The organism is Marinobacter panjinensis (assembly GCF_005298175.1).
Lineage (GTDB): Bacteria > Pseudomonadota > Gammaproteobacteria > Pseudomonadales > Oleiphilaceae > Marinobacter > Marinobacter panjinensis.
The window spans coordinates 1,507,515-1,523,900 of sequence record NZ_SZYH01000001.1; the positions used below are offsets into that span (position 1 = coordinate 1,507,515).

Annotated in this window: 16 protein-coding genes; 12 read left to right on the forward strand and 4 right to left on the reverse strand. The window is 58.0% G+C overall.

Annotation, left to right across the window (positions count from 1 at the left end; translation table 11 throughout):
* Positions 1–3: 3 nt before the first annotated feature.
* Positions 4–1,806: an acyl-CoA dehydrogenase gene (locus tag FDP08_RS06790; RefSeq protein WP_137435232.1), complete on the reverse strand. Its 1,803-nt coding sequence runs from the start codon at positions 1,804–1,806 to the stop codon at positions 4–6.
* Positions 1,807–2,064: 258 nt separating this feature from the next.
* On the opposite strand from FDP08_RS06790, the gene FDP08_RS06795 reads away from it, so the two are divergent.
* On the forward strand, positions 2,065–3,060 hold the full coding sequence (locus FDP08_RS06795) for a GlxA family transcriptional regulator (protein WP_137435233.1): 996 nt from the start codon (positions 2,065–2,067) through the stop codon (positions 3,058–3,060).
* 114 nt (positions 3,061–3,174) lie between these two features.
* Positions 3,175–3,339 (forward strand): hypothetical protein, encoded by a 165-nt coding sequence (locus tag FDP08_RS20295; RefSeq protein ID WP_170978981.1) that lies wholly within the window; start codon positions 3,175–3,177, stop codon positions 3,337–3,339.
* Positions 3,340–3,427: 88 nt separating this feature from the next.
* Here the strand turns inward: FDP08_RS20295 and FDP08_RS06800 are convergent, their stop codons facing one another.
* The gene (locus tag FDP08_RS06800; RefSeq protein ID WP_137435234.1) at positions 3,428–5,482 is read right to left on the reverse strand and encodes an NADPH-dependent 2,4-dienoyl-CoA reductase; all 2,055 of its coding nucleotides are present in this window, start codon (positions 5,480–5,482) and stop codon (positions 3,428–3,430) included.
* A gap of 72 nt (positions 5,483–5,554) precedes the next feature.
* Between FDP08_RS06800 and FDP08_RS06805 the strand changes: the two genes are divergently transcribed.
* The 10 genes from FDP08_RS06805 to FDP08_RS06850 all read left to right on the forward strand — a co-directional run bounded on the left by FDP08_RS06805 (position 5,555) and on the right by FDP08_RS06850 (position 14,590).
* On the forward strand, positions 5,555–6,367 hold the full coding sequence (locus FDP08_RS06805) for a crotonase/enoyl-CoA hydratase family protein (protein WP_137435235.1): 813 nt from the start codon (positions 5,555–5,557) through the stop codon (positions 6,365–6,367).
* Positions 6,368–6,601: 234 nt separating this feature from the next.
* Positions 6,602–8,908 (forward strand): putative monovalent cation/H+ antiporter subunit A, encoded by a 2,307-nt coding sequence (locus FDP08_RS06810; protein ID WP_137435236.1) that lies wholly within the window; start codon positions 6,602–6,604, stop codon positions 8,906–8,908.
* Complete coding sequence (locus FDP08_RS06815; RefSeq protein WP_137435237.1) at positions 8,905–9,330, forward strand: Na+/H+ antiporter subunit B; 426 nt, start codon at positions 8,905–8,907, stop codon at positions 9,328–9,330. The genes FDP08_RS06810 and FDP08_RS06815 overlap by 4 nt, the downstream gene beginning before the upstream one ends.
* 46 nt (positions 9,331–9,376) lie before the next feature.
* Positions 9,377–9,724, forward strand: a complete 348-nt coding sequence (locus FDP08_RS06820; protein WP_137435238.1) for a Na+/H+ antiporter subunit C — start codon at positions 9,377–9,379, stop codon at positions 9,722–9,724.
* Positions 9,721–11,235 (forward strand): Na+/H+ antiporter subunit D, encoded by a 1,515-nt coding sequence (locus tag FDP08_RS06825; protein WP_137435239.1) that lies wholly within the window; start codon positions 9,721–9,723, stop codon positions 11,233–11,235. The genes FDP08_RS06820 and FDP08_RS06825 overlap by 4 nt, the downstream gene beginning before the upstream one ends.
* On the forward strand, positions 11,232–11,705 hold the full coding sequence (locus FDP08_RS06830) for a Na+/H+ antiporter subunit E (RefSeq protein WP_137435240.1): 474 nt from the start codon (positions 11,232–11,234) through the stop codon (positions 11,703–11,705). The genes FDP08_RS06825 and FDP08_RS06830 overlap by 4 nt, the downstream gene beginning before the upstream one ends.
* An 11-nt stretch (positions 11,706–11,716) precedes the next feature.
* Positions 11,717–11,989 carry an MrpF/PhaF family protein gene (locus FDP08_RS06835; RefSeq protein WP_137435241.1) on the forward strand — a complete coding sequence of 91 codons (273 nt, stop codon included), beginning with the start codon at positions 11,717–11,719 and terminating at the stop codon, positions 11,987–11,989.
* Complete coding sequence (mnhG, locus tag FDP08_RS06840; RefSeq protein WP_137435242.1) at positions 11,982–12,395, forward strand: monovalent cation/H(+) antiporter subunit G; 414 nt, start codon at positions 11,982–11,984, stop codon at positions 12,393–12,395. The genes FDP08_RS06835 and mnhG overlap by 8 nt, the downstream gene beginning before the upstream one ends.
* A gap of 96 nt (positions 12,396–12,491) precedes the next feature.
* A complete protein-coding gene (ppnP, locus tag FDP08_RS06845; RefSeq protein ID WP_137435243.1) occupies positions 12,492–12,773 on the forward strand; it encodes a pyrimidine/purine nucleoside phosphorylase in 282 nt (93 codons plus the stop codon).
* A gap of 173 nt (positions 12,774–12,946) precedes the next feature.
* On the forward strand, positions 12,947–14,590 hold the full coding sequence (locus FDP08_RS06850; RefSeq protein WP_137435244.1) for a fatty acid--CoA ligase: 1,644 nt from the start codon (positions 12,947–12,949) through the stop codon (positions 14,588–14,590).
* A 66-nt stretch (positions 14,591–14,656) separates the two neighbouring features.
* Here the strand turns inward: FDP08_RS06850 and FDP08_RS06855 are convergent, their stop codons facing one another.
* Positions 14,657–15,910: a D-amino acid dehydrogenase gene (locus FDP08_RS06855; RefSeq protein ID WP_137435245.1), complete on the reverse strand. Its 1,254-nt coding sequence runs from the start codon at positions 15,908–15,910 to the stop codon at positions 14,657–14,659.
* A 102-nt stretch (positions 15,911–16,012) separates the two neighbouring features.
* Entirely contained in the window at positions 16,013–16,366 is a 354-nt protein-coding gene (locus FDP08_RS06860) for a translation initiation factor Sui1 (protein ID WP_137435246.1), read from the reverse strand.
* Between the last annotated feature and the right edge of the window lie 20 nt (positions 16,367–16,386).

A 16,386-nucleotide genomic window follows, 5' to 3' on the forward strand; every position in this document is an offset into this window, starting at 1 on the left:
GTTTCAGAACCACTCCGGCTTCATGTTCATACAGGTATCGTCCTGGTTCCTCAGCAGCACCAGGTCCTGCGCCACGGTTGGCAGTTCCCAGTGGAAGAAGTACTGGGCGGCCTGCAGTTTGCCCTGGTAGAAACTGCGTTCGTCGTCGCTGTTCGCAGAGCCCAGTGCCTTGGCCGCGGCGTTGGCCTGACGCAGCCACATCCAGGACACAATGATGTGGCCGAACAGGTGCAGGTAGCATGAGGCGTTGGCCAGAACCCGGTCCGGGTCTTCCGACATCAGGGACTTGCCCAGGCTCTGGGTGACTTTGACAGCCTGTTGCAGGGTTTCACTCAGGGAAAGCGCCCACTGCTGGCAGCGGTCGGTAGTGGCGGCTTCGAGATCCACCTGCATTTCCTGCATCAGCAGCTGCAGGCCGTGGCTCTGGTCCTGCCAGATCTTGCGGCCCAGCAGGTCCAGTGCCTGGATGCCGTTGGTGCCTTCGTGGATCGGGTTAAGGCGGTTGTCGCGCCAGCACTGCTCCACCGGGTATTCCCGGGTATAACCCGCACCACCGTAAACCTGGATGGCGAGATCGTTTGCCCTGGGGCCGAACTCTGACGGCCAGGCCTTGATGACCGGGGTCAGCAGGTCCAGCAATTTGCCGGCTTCCATCCGCTTTTGCTCATCCGGATGGGTGTGCTGGTCGTCCATCAGGCGCGCACCGTACAGGCACAAGGCCAGGCCCCCTTCGCTGTAGGCCTTCTGGGCCAACAGCATTCGGCGCACGTCGGCGTGTTCGATGATCGACACCTGGGGCGCTTCCGGATTCTTTTCCGACGGTTTGCGGCCCTGCAGGCGGTCCTTCGCATACTCCAGGCTGTGCATGTAGCCACGGTAGCCTATGACGGCGGCACCAAAGCCTACACCGACGCGGGCCTCGTTCATCATCTGGAACATGTACTTCAGGCCCTGGTGGGGCTCCCCAACCAGGTAGCCGTGGCAGGGGGCGTCGTCACCGAAGCTCAGGGCCGTGGAGGTGGTGCCCCGATAACCCAGTTTGTGAATCAGGCCCGCCAGGTTCACGCCGTTGCGCTCTTTCGGGTTGCCGTCTTCATCAACGATGAATTTCGGCACGATAAACAGGGAAATACCTTTCACCCCCGCCGGTGCGCCCTTGATTTTGGCCAGCACCATGTGAACGATATTTTCGGTGATAGATTGTTCGCCGCCGGAAATATAGATTTTGGCGCCCTTGATCAGATAGTGGCCATCATCTGTTGGCGATGCGGAGGTGCGAATGTCCGCCAGGGAGGAGCCGGCATGGGGCTCGGTCAGGGCCATGGTGCCACTGAAACGGCCGCTGAGCATGTGGGGCAGGAAGGTGTTTTTCTGCTGGTCGTTGCCGAATACGCGGATCAGGTTGGCGGCGGCGGTGGTCAGGAACGGATAGCCGGCTGTGCCGGGATTGGCTGCGGTGAAGAAGCCGTTGCAGGCCGCCATCACGGATTCGGGCAGTTGCATGCCGCCAAGTTCGTAGTCGTAGCGGCCGGCGATAAAACCCGCGCTGGCGTAGGCGTCGAAGGCTTCTTTTACCTGAGGAAGCATTTCTATCTGGCCATCCACGAACTTCGGCTCGTCTTTGTCGGCGGCGCTGTTGTGGGTAGCGAACTTTTCCCGGGCCATTTTATCGGCGGTTTCGATGACGGCGTCGAAGGTGTCGCGGTTGTGTTCGCTGAAGCGTTCGCGTGCGCTGAGGCTTTCGGTGTCGAGTACTTCGTAGAGTTGGAACGCCAGGTCGCGGCGGTCGATCAGGGTATCTGTCATTGGGGTAGTCTCCTGTTTATGGTGCATAGCCTCTCATACGGTTGTTTTTGTTGAAACCGGCGTTAATGACATAATCATGGTTGATATCGCCACTCTTCCCTTCCGGGCTCGTTTCATGGTGCATATCAGACGGGCACCCGCCGGGAATACCCTCCCGGGACACGCTGTTAATACGTCCGTGTACGCTTGACGGCAGCATCCATGCTGCCGACAGTCCCGGGAGGGTATTCCCGGCCGGCGCCCTGCTTTGGAGTTGGTATGCGAACGGTTTCTGTTATCGGATTTGATGGTGCGCTTGCCAGCGCCATTACCGGCATTATTGACCTGTTCCGGTTGGCCGGTGTGACTTGGGCCCGTATCAATGACATGCCGCCGGAGCAGGAGTTTACGACGCGGCTGTTGACCGAGGGTGGCAAGCCCTGCCGGTGTATCAACGGGATTACACTGCTTGCGGACGGGGACTGGCGGGACTACTCTGCCGGCGATTCGCAGGCGGATCTGGTGATTGTGCCGACGATTGGCGCGCCTATTGGGCAGGTTTTGGCGGCTAATCCCGGGTTGGTTCAGTGGCTTGGTGGCTTTCGGGAGGCGGGGTCTGGTCAGGTTCGGGTGGCCAGTAACTGTACCGGGGCGTTCCTGTTGGCAGAAGCGGGGCTGTTGGATGGTCGGCAGGCGACGACGCATTGGGGGTTCAGTAACCAGTTCCGGCAGCGCTTTCCTGAGGTGGATTTGCAGCCGGACCAGTTAATTACGGTGGACGGACACATTGCCTGCGCCGGGGGCGGCATGGCCTGGTGGGACCTGGGGGTGTACCTGGTGGAGCGATATGCCGGTGCCAAGGTCGCAAGGGAGTTAGCGAAGGCGTTTGTAATTGATGCCGGACGGACCAGCCAGGCACCTTACGGTGCCCTGCAGGCGCGGCGTTATCATTCCGACGCGGCGGTTCTGAAGTTGCAGGACTGGCTGGATGCGAATTATACCAAACCGGTCACCCTGCAATCTCTTGCCACGCTGGCGGGGTTAACAGAGCGTTCCTTGATTCGCCGGTTCAAGGCAGCGACCGGGGATACCCCCACCGGTTATCTGCAGATTCTGAGAATCGAGGCGGCGCGGCAGCATCTGGAGCATTCGCGGGCAGCGGTAGAGGAAGTGACGAGAATGGTGGGTTATGAGGACGTCAGTTCGTTCAGCCGTCTGTTCCGGAAACACACTGGCCTGGCACCCGGTGTTTATCGGGCCCGGTTTGCTCGCTAACGCACATACACGACGGTTTGGCCCGGGTTATGCTTTATTACATCTACAGAGCCGAAAGCTGGCGCCAAACGTAAAATTTACTGACACAGGCTATTTCCCGCGGAGGGTAATACCATGACAGCACTGCAAAGAACCCAGCAATCCGATCTGCTGAGCCGCCTCTACGACATGAAGCAGAAACAGCTGCTGAAGGCCAGCCAGCAGGCCGACAGCCTTCGTTACCGGGTACTATCTGCCGAAGCTGACGCTATCAGCGCAGCCCTGAAAGCCATTCGATAACGGGCAGCCAGGGCTGTAACGGTGCCTGACTGCCGCTGATGCTGGAGTGATAAAGGCGCTCACTTTGTGACCAAAATTGTCCATACGGTCAAATCCGGGCAGCTACTTCTGTTCCCTGGCGGATGGCCCGCTTCGCGTCCAGCTCTTCAGCCACATCAGCGCCACCAATCAGATGAGTCTCAATTCCGCGGTTTACCAGATCATCAAACAGGGCACGGAACGGCTCCTGACCGGCGCAAATGATGACATTATCCACCGCCAGCACCTTACTCTCCGTAACCTTGCCATCCTTGTCTGATAACGTGATGTGCAGGCCCTCATCGTCAATCTTTTCGTAGCTGCAGCCCCGGAGCATTTCCACGTCCCGGTGTTTGAGGCTGTTGCGGTGAACCCAACCGGACGTCTTGCCCAGGCCGCCGCCTACCTTGCTGCTCTTGCGTTGCATCAGGTAGATCTTGCGCGGTGACGACGCTGGCTTGCGTTCCGCCAGCCCGCCCGGCCCTTCAAATTGCGGGTCAACGCCCCATTCCGCCTGCCAATCGGCAACGCTGACCTGCTCGCCCTCGGGGTGATGGCCGGATTCGTGGGTGAGGAACTCACTGACATCGAAGCCGATACCCCCGGCGCCAATCACCGCCACTGATTTGCCAACGGGCTTGTTGTGACGAAGCACGTCGAGGTAACCCAGCACTTTCGGATGATCGATACCGTCAATCTTCGGTGTTCGTGGTTTCACGCCCGTGGCGATGATGACGTCGTCAAATCCGGCTTCACTGAGCGAGTTCGAGTCAACGCGGGTATTGAGCCTGAGCTCAATGCCGAGGATTTCAATCTGGCGCTGGTAGTACCGTAGTGTCTCGTAGAATTCTTCCTTGCCGGGGATTCGCTTGGCATAGTTGAACTGGCCGCCAATCTTGTCATCCGCTTCAAACAACGTCACTTTGTGCCCTCGTTTGGCGGCGGTGGTGGCTGCAGCCAAGCCTGCGGGCCCGGCGCCCACTACAGCAATACGGCGGCAGACAGGCGCCACTGTGAGCACCAGTTCGGTCTCGTGGCAGGCGCGGGGGTTCACCAGGCAGGACGCTCGCTTGAGCTGGAACACGTGGTCCAGACAGGCCTGATTGCAGGCAATGCAGGTATTGATTTCATCGCTGCGGTTCTGCTCGGCCTTGCGAACAAACTCCGAATCCGCCAGCAGCGGCCGCGCCATGGAAACCATATCCGCCTTGCCGGCGGCAAGGATTTCTTCACCTTTCTCCGGGGTGTTGATGCGGTTGGTGGTGCACACCGGGATATCCACTTCGCCGTAGAACTTGGCGGTGACGTCGGCAAAGCCGCCCCTGGGCACGGAAGTCACAATTGTTGGCACCCGGGCTTCGTGCCAGCCGATGCCCGTGTTGATAATCGTGGCACCAGCTTTTTCGATGGCCTTTCCCAGTTGAACAACCTGCTCCCAGGTCTGCCCGCCTTCCACCAGGTCCAGCATCGACAGGCGGTAGATAATGATGAACTCCGGGCCGACCGCTTCCCGCATCCGGCGGACGATCTCCACCGGCAATTGCATACGGTTCTCAAAGGGGCCGCCCCATTTGTCAGTGCGCTTGTTGGTGCGCTCGCACAGAAACTGATTGATAAAATAGCCTTCCGAGCCCATTACCTCGACGCCATCGTACCGCGCGAGCTTTGCCAGTTTGGCGGCATCGACAAAATCATTGATCTGTTTGTCCACGCCTTTGGTGGACAGGGCCCGTGCCTTGAAGGGCGTAATCGGCGCCTTGGTGGCAGAAGCTGACACGCTGAAGGGCTGGTACCCGTAACGGCCGGCATGCAGCAACTGCAGGCAGATCTTGCCACCTGCATCGTGAACTTCGTTGGTGACATGGCGATGAAGCAAGGCGGTACCGCGATGGTTCATGGTGGACGCCAGGGGCGAAAGCTGGCCCACAAAGTTGGGAGAGAAACCACCGGTGACCATGAGCCCAACGCCGCCTTCCGCGCGCTCGGCAAAATAGCGGGCAAGTTTGTGGATGTTCCAGAAACGGTCTTCCAGCCCCGTGTGCATAGAGCCCATAAGCACGCGGTTTTTCAATTCGGTGAAGCCCAGGTCAAGGGGCTTGAGCAGGTTCGGGTAGGCGGCAGTCATGTAGTCTCTCCTTCAGGAGGCAACATGGTAGCATAGCGCCCTACGACTAATGTATGACACGGAACCGACGATATGAGCACAAGCGATTCTGAACGGGTACTGATCGATATTGAGGATGGCATTGCGACTGTCACCCTCAACCGGCCGGAAAAATATAACGGCCTGGACATGCCCATGTTCGAAGCCATTACCCGGGCGGCCAAGACCCTGAAGAAAGACCGCAGTGTGCGCGCCATTATTCTGAGAGGTGCCGGAGAGGCCTTCTGTTCCGGACTGGATGTAAAAACCGTGTCGAAGAACCCGGTAAATTTTCTCAAGCTGCTGATAAAGCCGGGCCGCAAGATCAGTAACCTTGCCCAGGATGTAGGCTATTTATGGCGGGATGTGCCCGCGCCGGTCATTGCCGTCACCCATGGTTACTGTTTCGGCGGCGGCTTCCAGGTGGCGCTGGGGGCCGATTTCCGGTTTTCCACTGACGACTGCGAGTTTTCCATTATGGAAAGCAAGTGGGGCCTGATCCCGGACATGAGCCTGACCGTATCCCTTCGCGAACTGATCCCCATTGATTTGGCCAAGGAACTGACCATGACAGCCCGGCGCTTCAGCGGTACCGAGGCAAAAGCCATGGGCCTGGTCAGCCGGGTGAGCAACGATCCGATGGCTGAGGCCCTGGCCTTTGCCCGCGAATTGGCGAATCGCTCCCCGGACGCTGTCGCCGCCAGCAAGCTGCTGTTCAACCGGAGTTGGAACGCCACTGACAAAGTAGCGCTGGACTGGGAAACGAAATTGCAGAAGAAGGTGCTGGGCCGTGCCAATCAGCGTGTCGCGCTAGCACGGAACTCCGGCTCTCCGGACAAACCGTACCAGGACCGCCGTGATTTCTGACCGCCATTGGTGATAGCGTGGTTTCTCACTGGTCCGACAGCTCTGCAAAACCGTATTGAGGTGTCTATTCTTGTAGTCAGGCGGCCTGCAACCTGTCTTGCCTTTAATCAAGGTGTCGGATAGGCTCTCAGGCGTCTGAATACAGGGTAGTAGTCAACATTCCCTGTGGATCCGTCTCCAGCCCCGGAGCGATCCAGCCGACTTTAACGGGCCTGACTGGAGCGCAATCTCAACATGCTACTGGCTGTGTTATCAGGATTTCTGCTGGCAATAGTGGCACCGGCGCTGCACCGGGTAACGGGCAGGTACATCGGCTGGACACTCGCGATACTGCCCGCAAGCCTGACTGCCTATTTCGCCAGCCTGATTCCGGAAATCCAGGCCAATGGTTCGCTGGTTCTGGAATATGCCTGGATACCGGGCCTGGGCATCAACCTGAACTTTCTGGTTGACGGCCTTTCCCTGGTTTTTGCCATGATGATCAGCGGCATCGGCACGTTTATCCTGATTTATGCCGGCGCCTACCTCGCTGGGCATAAATACCTGGCACGTTTCTTCGTGATCATGTTGTCCTTCATGGCCTCCATGCTGGGACTGGTGCTTTCTGACAACCTGGTTTCGCTGTTTGTGTTCTGGGAACTCACCAGTATTACCTCCTACATGCTGATCGGCTTCAACCATGAAGACATGGAGGCCCGAAAATGTGCGCTTCAGGGCCTGTTTGTCACCGCCGGCGGCGGCCTCGTACTGATGGCAGGGCTGATTCTTCTGTCGATCATGACTGGCAGTTACTCGTTGGCTGAAATCCTTGCGTCGGATCTGGCCCTCCATGAACACGTCTTCTACACCGGGGCGGTCATCTGCATCCTTGCGGGATGCTTTACCAAATCCGCCCAGGTGCCGTTCCACTTCTGGCTGCCCAATGCCATGGCGGCACCCACGCCGGTTTCCGCCTTCCTGCACTCCGCTACCATGGTGAAAGCCGGCGTATACCTGATGGCACGCCTGAATCCCTCTCTGGGCGAGGGTGAACTCTGGAGCCAGGCATTGATGCTGTTCGGTGCCGCCACTATGTTTACCGGTGCCTACCTGGCCTTCAGCAGTACCGGTATCAAGAAAGTCCTCGCTTACTCCACCATCATGGCCCTGGGCACCCTCACGATGCTGATTGGCGTGGGGACCGAACTCGCCCTGACTGCCTTTATCTGTTTCCTGGTGGCGCATTCGCTGTACAAAGGGGCGCTGTTCATGATCGCTGGCGCCCTGGATCACGAAACCGGCACCAAGGACATCACCCGCATGGGCGGCCTGAAAAAGGCCATGCCGGTAACGGCGGTGATCGCATGCCTGGCAGCGTTGTCCCTGGCGGGCCTGCCACCCCTGTTCGGGTTTATCGCCAAGGAATTGCTGTTTGAGTCATTGCTGGACTCCCCGCTCTGGTCCGCCGGTCTGACCACGGTAGCCGTTGCTGCTGCGGTGCTGATTGTCGGCGTTGCGGGCCTGGTGGCCATCAAGCCTTTCTTCGGTCAGGTCGGCAATACACCGAAAACCCCTCACGAGGCGCCCTTCGGCATGCTGATTGGCCCTGCGATACTGTCAGTGACTGCCCTGATATTCGGCCTCGCTCCGTTCCTTCCCGAGGGAGCGCTGCTACAGTCCGCCGTAGGCAGCGTCTATGGTGCTTCGGTAGAAACCCATCTGGCGCTCTGGCACGGCGTCAACGTGCCACTGATATTATCGATCGGAAGCCTGGTACTGGGCCTGAGCCTGCTGACCGGCTGGAACCGGCTGCAGCCATCCATTTATGCCATCAATACCTCCGCCGCCCGGTTTGGCCCGGAGGCGGGGTACTTCCGCTTTATGGAAGGCATCACCATTGTTGCAGCCTGGCAGACCCGGGTGTTGCAGAACGGAGTGCTCGGTTTGTACCTGCTGCTGCTGGTAGCGGTGACCTTCGGCCTCACCGGGTACACCCTGCTGACCCACCATGGCATCAATCTGACCCTGGACCTGACTGACAGTTACTTCTATGAGTGGGGCATTGCTCTGCTGCTCGTTGCCGCTGCCACTTTTGCCAGCACCACCCACTCCCGCCTGGGCTCGGTGGCTTCGATGGGTGTACTTGGCTTCGGCGTTGCCCTCACCTTTATCCTGTTCAGCGCGCCTGACCTGGGCATTACCCAACTGCTGGTGGAAACGCTGACCGTCATCCTTCTGGTCCTGGTGCTGTTCAAGCTGCCGGAATTCGTCAACCTGTCCTCGCCGTTCGAACGATACCGCGACCTTGCGGTCGCTACGTTTGCCGGCGTGGTGATGACACTGCTGATTCTCGCCGCACTGGATGTTCAATACTTCGAAAGTATCTCGAGCTACTACGTCGAGAACAGTGGGACGCTGGGCCATGGGCGCAACATCGTCAACGTCATTCTGGTGGATTTCCGGGCTCTGGATACCCTGGGCGAGATCTTCGTTCTGTCACTGGCCGCCCTCGGCGTGCTTTCAATGATCAAACTGAGGGCGGAGGATCAGTACAAATCATGAAATCCAATACTCTGATTCTGCACACCGCTGCACTGTTTATCATGCCGTTGCAGCTTATGTTCTCCGTCTTCCTGCTGCTCCGTGGCCACGACGAGCCCGGTGGCGGTTTCATTGGCGGACTGGTAGCGGCGAGTGCCTTTGTGCTCTACGCCTTTGCGTTTGGCTCGGAACCCACTCGCCGCATCCTTCGGGTCGCCCCCAGGGATCTCCTGGCTGCCGGGCTGTTGTTCGCCATCGCCTCGACCATTCCTGCATTTCTGGCAGGCCAGCCCATGCTGACCGCTCACTGGTGGGAGCTGCCGCTTCCCGGAGGTAGCTACCTCAAGCTGTCAACGCCACTGATTTTTGATATTGGGGTTTACGCAGCCGTCCTTGGCACCATCATGACGTTTGTTATCAACCTGATGGAGTCGGATGAATGAATCAGGGCATTGACATCCAATACGACCATTCAAAAGGAGGGCCGTTATGGAAAGCCTGATGGCTTACGTCGTCGGCATCCTTTTCGCGGCAGCGATTTACATGATGCTGCGACGCTCCATTGTCAAACTGGTCATTGGCCTGATAATGCTGAGCAACGCTGCCAACCTTCTCATTTTTGTCGTCTCCGGCATGACCAGGGGAGCGCCTCCCCTGCTTCCGGAAGGTGCTGATGCGCCTCTGGGTGCGGTTGCTGATCCGCTACCCCAGGCACTGATACTGACTGCCATCGTTATCGCCTTCGGCGTCCTGGCCTTCGCAGTGGTTCTTATACGCCGCGCGTATGAAGTAGTGGGAACCGATGACCTCGACCAGATGAAGGATACGGATACTTGAACCTGGAACTCGTCCTCCCTATTCTTATTCCGCTGATTTCCGGCGCCCTGTCAGTGGCACTGTGGCGCTCGGTTCGCTATCAGCGCATCCTGGCGGTTCTGGCTACCGCCCTTTTGCTCGCGGCCAGTGTCTGGTTGCTGCGCTCAACCATTGACCAGGGGTTCCTGGTGATGGAAATGGGCAGTTGGCCGGCACCCTTCAGCATTGTCTTTGTCTCCGACCTGCTCAGTGCCATCATGATCGTGTTGACCGGAATCATCGGTCTTGCCATCGCCATCTATTCACTGGCGTCCACACCCAGCGGGCATGAGAAATTCGGTTATTATCCCCTGATGCACCTGCTGCTGGCCGGGGTTGCAGGTTCTTTCCTGACTGGCGACATTTTCAACCTGTTTGTCTGGTTTGAGGTGATGCTGCTCGCCTCTTTTGCCCTGCTCACTCTGGGGGGTGAACGGGCGCAGATGGAAGGGGCGATCAAATACGTCACCCTGAACCTGTTTTCTTCCGCGATTTTCCTGTCAGCGGTGGGCCTGCTTTACGGAACCGTCGGTACGCTCAACATGGCGGATATCGCCCAGAAAGTGGCCACACTGGAAGACCCTGGAATGGTCACGGTGGTATCCATGATGTTCATGGTGTCCTTTGGCATCAAGGCGGCCGCCTTTCCGTTGTTTTTCTGGTTGCCGGCTTCCTACCACACCCCACAGGTGGCGGTTTCCGCCCTCTTTGCCGGGCTGCTGACCAAGGTGGGTGTCTACGCCCTGTACCGGGTATTCACCCTGATCTTTACCCAGGATGTGGAGTACACCCACACGATTCTGCTGTGGGCCGCTGCGCTCACCATGCTGACAGGCGTTCTCGGGGCTGCGGCCCAGTTCGAGTTCCGAAGGATTCTGTCGTTCCATATCGTCAGCCAGATCGGCTACATGATTCTCGGGCTTGCCCTTTTCACCCCGCTGGCCATCATTGGCGGCGTGTTCTATATCATGCACCACATCATCGTGAAGACGAATCTGTTCCTGGTCAGTGGCATTGTTTACCGGCTGCTCGGCAGCTACGAACTGAAGGATCTTGGCGGCGTCTACAAAGAGCGGCCAATGCTCGCCCTGCTGTTCCTGATTCCTGCCCTGTCACTGGCCGGTATTCCGCCCCTGTCCGGGTTCTTTGCAAAATTCGTTGTGATCCGCGCCGGCCTGGAAGCGGAAGCCTATGTTGTGACCGGCATAGCCCTGCTGGTTGGCCTGCTGACGCTCTACTCCATGATCAAGATCTGGGCGGAGGTGTTCTGGAAGAAAACGCCAGAACACGTCAAATCGCTGAGCCTTTTGAGGGGCGAGGTGAAAACAAGTCACAACTGGGCCTACCACATACCGGTCGTCGGCCTTGCTGCCTGCACCCTGTATATTGGCCTTAACGGCCAGCCGATCTATGAACTGGCGGAAATGGCGGCTGACCAGCTGATGAACCCTGAGCTCTATATAGAAGCGGTTCTGGGAGGTGCGCAACAATGATCGGTTTCTTCTGGAACATCATGCTGGCACTGGCCTGGGTGGCCCTGAGTGGCAACTTCTCGGCGATGAACTTCCTGGCTGGTTTCTTCTTTGCCTACCTGGCGCTGATGGTCCTGCAAAGGCAGGTCCCCGTGCTCAAGGGCTATTCAAGCCGTATCCCCCGGGTGGCGGCGTTTCTGGTGTTTTTTGTGAAAGAACTGGTAAAAGCCAACTTCCGCGTTGCCTATGACGTCGCCACGCCGGTCTGGTATATGAGACCCGGTGTGATTGCATTTCGTCTTGAGGCCCATACCGACGTCGAGATCATGTTCCTGAGCAGCGTGATCTCCCTGACACCGGGAACCCTGAGCCTGGACGTGTCGGACGACCGTCAGGTGCTTTTCATTCATGCCATGTTCCTCCAGGATGAAGAACAGTTGCGGCAGGACCTCAGGGAACTCGAGCACCGAATCCTGAAGATCTTGCGCTAAGGAGCCAATACGTGATTCCGTTTGTGATCAACATTGTCTATTTCATGCTCTCGTTGGCGCTCCTGTTCGCATTCATTCGTCTGACCAGGGGCCCTTCCCTGCCAGACCGCGTTGTGGCCCTGGAGTTGGTGGCTTCCATTGTGGTGGGCTATGTCGGAGTGCATGCGATCGATACCGGAGTCTCCAGCCTGCTGGACGTGGCCATCGTCATCGCTCTGACCGCCTTCCTGGCAGCCATCGGATTTGCCCGCTTCCTGGAACGGGGAGGTCGCAGGAATGATTGAAATCATCGTCTCGGTACTGCTTCTCGCAGGGGCGGCATTCATGCTGCTTGCTGCCGTTGGCATTCTTCGCCTGCCTGACCTGCCCACCCGTATGCATGCGTCTACCAAGGCCGGTGCCATGGGTGCCATGTTCACCATGGGCGGTGTAGCGTTCTATTTCGGAGACAGCATCGTGTTTGCCCGGGCGTTTGCGATTGTGGTGTTCATCCTGATTACCTCGCCCATCGCCGCCCATGTTATCGGGCGTGCCGGGTACTTTACCGGAACCACGCTCTGGGACGGTACCGTCAAGGACGAGCTCCGGGAAAACTACGACGCCGATACACACAAGCTCAGCAGCGGCTATGAGGGTAGTCCCGAGAGCGTGACACCTCCGCCCGAACCCGAATCACCCGAAGACCCCTAGGCTTCCCCCTCTTTTAGGTTTGCCGCGGTTATTTTTCACAACGCGGCAATACAACTTCGCGTATAGTGCGCCCATCAATTATTAGGAGATGCTTTCATGTTGAACGTGAATGAATATTTTGATGGAAAGGCCAAATCCATTGCCTTCCAGACCTCCACACTGCCAGCTACGGTCGGCGTGATCAGTCCGGGCGAATACGAATTCGGCACCAGTAAAAAAGAAACCATGACCGTCATCAGTGGCGCACTTACCGTACTGCTGCCAGGTATGGATGAATGGATGACCTATGGTTCCGGCGAGTTTTTCGAGGTAGCGGGACAGGCCAGCTTCAAGGCAAAAACCGACGTAGACACTGCTTATCTGTGTACCTACGAATAACACCTGCACATCACTCCTGAAAAACGCGGAACTGGAGACACGGGCCAATAAAAAACCTGCGGCTCCGGTTCTGCGTTATTTTTAACCTAAAAGGTTTCCGTTGACGTAAAACTGTGTCAGATTTAGGTCTCTTCTCGTTATAAATTAAACAATTGAGAAAGAGGCACCGAGTTATGGCACAGACCCGCATCCTGCCGCCGGCAGACAACGCCCATCAGTATCCACTACTGATCAAGCAACTGCTCATGTCTGGCCCCAGGTACTCTCCTGACCAGGAAATTGTTTACGCCAACCGTTCAAAGTACACCTACACCGATCTGGTTGAACGCATCCATCGCCTGGCAAACGCCCTGACCGATGCCGGCGTCAAACCTGGTGACACCATCGCCGTTATGGACTGGGACACGCCCCGTTACCTGGAGTGTTTCTTTGCCATTCCGATGATTGGTGCGGTCCTGCACACTGTCAATGTGCGCCTGTCACCGGACCAGATCGTTTACACCATGAACCATGCCGAAGACGATGTGGTCATGGTCCATGACGACTTCCTGCCCATCCTGGAAGGTGTGAAGGACGAGATAAAAACCGTCAAACACTACATTCAGTTAAGCGACGAGCCGAGCGCAAAGTCCACCTCACTGAATTCCCTCGGTGAATACGAGGCGCTTCTCGCCAAGGCGGGCGCCCAATTCGACTTCCCGGATTTTGACGAGAACAGCATTGCCACCACCTTCTACACCACCGGCACCACCGGCAATCCGAAGGGGGTTTTCTTCAGCCACCGGCAGCTGGTCCTGCACACCCTGGCCATGACCGGATCCCTGTCCGCCTACGACGAGATACCGCTGCTTCGCTCTTCATCGGTGTACATGCCGGTCACCCCCATGTTCCACGTTCATGCCTGGGGTGTGCCCTACGCCGCCACCATGATGGGCATCAAGCAGGTCTACCCCGGACGCTATGAGCCCGAGCTGCTGGTCGATCTGCTCAAGGAACACAAGGTCACTTTCTCCCACTGTGTCCCCACAGTGATGCAGATGATGATGGCCACCGAATCCATCAAGACCGCCGACCTGAGCAACTGGCACGTACTGATCGGCGGCAGCGCCCTTACCCGGGGCCTGTGTGATGCCGGCGCCAGACTGGGCATTTCCATGTATACCGGTTATGGCATGTCGGAAACCTGTCCACTGCTGAGCGTAACCCACCTCAAGCCGGAAGACCTGGAACTGCCGCTGGAGCAGCAGACGTCCAAGCGCATCAAAACGGGCATCGCAGTGCCCATGGTCAACCTTGAAATCGTTGACCCGGAAGGCAACCCGGTGCCCCACGACGGCGAAGCCAAGGGCGAAGTGGTTGCCCGCGCGCCCTGGCTTACCCAGAGCTACTTCAAGGAGCCGGAAAAAGGCGAGGAACTCTGGCAGGGTGGCTGGCTGCACACCGGTGACGTGGCCAGCATGGAGCCGGACAACACCCTGGTGATCAAGGACCGCATCAAGGATGTGATCAAGACCGGCGGTGAATGGCTCTCATCACTGGATCTGGAGAACCTGATCAGCCAGCACCCGGCGGTTGCCGGCGCTGCTGTAGTAGGCGTACCGGACGAGAAATGGGGCGAGCGCCCCCATGCCCTGGTTACCCTTAAACCTGGCGAGGAGGCCTCACTCGAGGATATCCAGAGTCACCTGAAGAAGTTCGTGGATTCCGGCGAAATCAACAAGTGGGCCATCCCCGGCCAGATTGATTTTGTTGAGGATATTCCGAAAACCAGTGTTGGCAAGATCAACAAGAAGCTGATCCGGGATCAGTTGAAGTAGACTCCGAAGACAGTCCGCCCCACACTCCTTCCGGGATGTGGGGCCTATGCCTCCGACCAGAACCGGTTAAAGCCCGGTAAACGCAAACTCCACATCCGGTTTGCGCCCCGCCACAATATCCGTCAGCGCTGCAGCAGAACCGCAGGAGTGCGTCCAGCCCAGCGTACCGTGACCGGTGTTCAGGTAGAGGTTGCCGAAATGACTTTTTCCGATATAAGGCACATTGGAGGGGGTTGCCGGCCGTAACCCGGCCCAGAACTCCGATTGCTCCCAGTGGCCGGCCTCTGGCATCAGTTCGGCGGTTCGCCGGACAATCGCCCGGCAGCGGGCAAGATTCAGCTCCCGGCTATAGCCGCTCAGTTCGGCCGTTCCCGCCACGCGAATGCGGTCGCCGAGGCGTGAAAACACCAGTTTGAACTCGTCGTCCGTGAGGCTGACATTGAACGCCGCTTCTTCATTTTTTACCGGCACGGTTATGGAATAACCCTTCGCCGGGTAGATGTTCAGGAACAGGCCCAGCTTCCGGGCCAGTATGGCGCTGAAGCTGCCGAGGCAGAGTACGTAACTGTCCGCGTGCAGGGTCTGATGCTTTCCCGCACGAATAACGTTCACGCCAAGCACACGATCCCGCGTGTTCTCAAAGCCGAGAATGTCCGTCTGGTAAAGGAATTCAACACCGGCGTCCTGTGCTTTTTTGGCCAGAGCCTGGGTAAACTGGCAGGCATCACCGGATTCATCTTCCGAGGTGTAGGTTGCACCGGCAATCCGATGTCTGACTGGTGCCAGCGCAGGCTCCAGCTCAACCGCGTGATCGGCATCGATCACCTGGCGGTCACAACCCAGCTCCCGCATGATGCGGGCCGGCTCCAAAGCCGACTCAAACTCTGCTGGGTTGGTGTAAAAATGCAGGATACCCCGCTCAAGGTGAGAGTACTCGATTCCGGTATCCTTGCGCAGTGCCTGCAAACACTCCCGACTGTAGGTGCCAAGACGCACAATCTGCCGGATATTATGGGCGGCTCTGGCGGACGTACACTGCCGCAGGAATGCGATAGCCCAACGCCACTGGGCCGGATCCATGCTCGGGCGGAACAGCAGGGGCGCATCTGAACGCGCCAGCCATTTGAGCACCTTTAATGGTGCTGAGGGGTTGGCCCAGGGTTCGGCATGGGATACCGAGATCTGTCCGCCATTGGCATAACTGGTTTCAGTACCTGCATTACTCTGCCGGTCTACAACGGTGACGTCATAGCCCTGCTGTCTCAGGAACCATGCGGTGGTAACACCAACAACGCCGGCACCCAGCACCAGTATGTGCATTCATTTCCCCCTTGGCCTGCACTTGAATAAGTGGACTATGGTAACGTCTGGATCCAGCGATTGCGTGTCAGACCATGAGCCACTTTCGAGCTTTGCAGGTGTTCAGCCGCCGGCCTTTTTCACGATCCAGCCTTTATCCTTCAAAAGCGGCACCAGCACATCCCGCTGGTCACCCTGAATCTCCACCACCCCGTCCTTGACGGTACCACCGGTTCCGCATCGGGCCTTGAGTATCTTGGCGAAGGCTTTCAGGTCTTTTTCGTCGAGGGGGATGCCGGTGATCAGGGTAACGCCCTTGCCCTTGCGACCCTTGGTTTCACGGCTGACGCGTACAACGCCATCACCGGCGGGGCGTGATGGCGCCCCACAAATGCAGTCGTCAACCGGGTGTCGACAACCGGGGCACATGCGCCCCTGCTCCGTGGAGAACACCAGTCCTCCGGAACCTTTTTTCATAACGTCCTCTTAGTCACTAC